The following is a 1,228-nucleotide window of genomic DNA, read 5'->3' as shown; positions in this document are numbered from 1 at the left end:
TATCGTAACCTGGCACCCAAGGCAGTTTGTCTTTATTCTGGGAAGCAGCCCAGCCAAGTCCCGCTCGTGTTTTGACATCGATAGGATTAACGCCAACATAATGCACCTTGACCAACACTTCGCCAGACTTAGGGATCGGAGTTTCAGCGCTTTGAATCGCCAGAACATTGGCGTCGCCAAACTCAGTGATAACAATCTGTTTATGTTCCATAACTCACTCCCTGAGGGACAAATAAAAAAGGGATGCCGGAGCATCCCTTTGACTATAAACCATTTTGTTTAACCAAGTTAATGGCAAGCATGTAAATTGGTTGATAATTTTATCTTCAACACGATAACTGTATTTACGTGTTACAAGAGTCTTTATCCAACCAAGGCCAACAGAATACCTGCCGCTACCGCGGAGCCAAGTACACCCGCTACGTTTGGTCCCATCGCATGCATCAACAAGAAGTTTTGAGGGTTTGCATCAAGCCCGACTTTGTTCACCACACGCGCAGCCATAGGTACGGCAGACACCCCTGCCGCGCCAATGAGTGGGTTGATGTCCTCTTCTGAGAACTTATTAAGAAGCTTAGCCATGAGAACACCTGCGCCTGTACCGATACTGAACGCTACAGCGCCTAGACCAAGAATGCCTAATGTTTCCAAATTTAAGAACTGGTCAGCTTGCAGTTTCGAGCCTACCCCTAAACCCAAGAAGATAGTCACAATATTGATCAGTTCATTTTGTGCAGTTTTCGATAAACGATCCACCACACCCGCTTCACGCATCAGGTTACCGAGACAGAACATACCAACCAATGGCGTCGCAGAAGGTAGGAACAGAATCGTCATCAACAGCACGGCCATCGGGAAGAACACTTTTTCCCACTTACCAACATGACGAAGCTGTGCCATTTTGATTTCACGCTCTTCTTTGGTAGTCAGCGCTTTCATAATTGGCGGTTGAATGATCGGAACTAATGCCATGTAGCTGTATGCCGCTACCGCAATCGCCCCCAATAAGTCTGGCGACAACTTGCTGGCCAAGAAGATCGCCGTTGGACCATCAGCACCACCGATGATGGCGATCGATGATGCATCTGCCATCGAGAATTCCATCCCTGGCACAAAGTTAAGCAAAATCGCCCCAAACAAGGTCGCAAAAATACCAAACTGCGCAGCCGCACCTAACCAACGAGTTTTCGGGTTCGCGATCAATGCGCCAAAGTCCGTCATCGCACCA

The 1,228-nt window shown here is 48.0% G+C and carries 2 protein-coding genes; both read right to left on the bottom strand.

Features of this window, described 5'->3' with window-relative positions; all coding sequences use genetic code 11:
• Positions 1 to 211, bottom strand: a 211-nt coding sequence (locus R7Q47_RS25240) for an alcohol dehydrogenase catalytic domain-containing protein (RefSeq protein ID WP_411912886.1), incomplete at its 3' end; no start/stop codon positions are given.
• A 152-nt stretch (positions 212 to 363) separates the two neighbouring features.
• On the bottom strand, positions 364 to 1,228 hold an 865-nt coding region (locus R7Q47_RS25235; RefSeq protein WP_318090073.1), incomplete at its 5' end, for a sodium ion-translocating decarboxylase subunit beta.

It is taken from the genome of Vibrio sp. Vb0349 (assembly GCF_033338975.1).
Note: the sequence above shows the minus strand (reverse complement) of the source record. Positions and strands in the feature narration are given on the sequence as shown.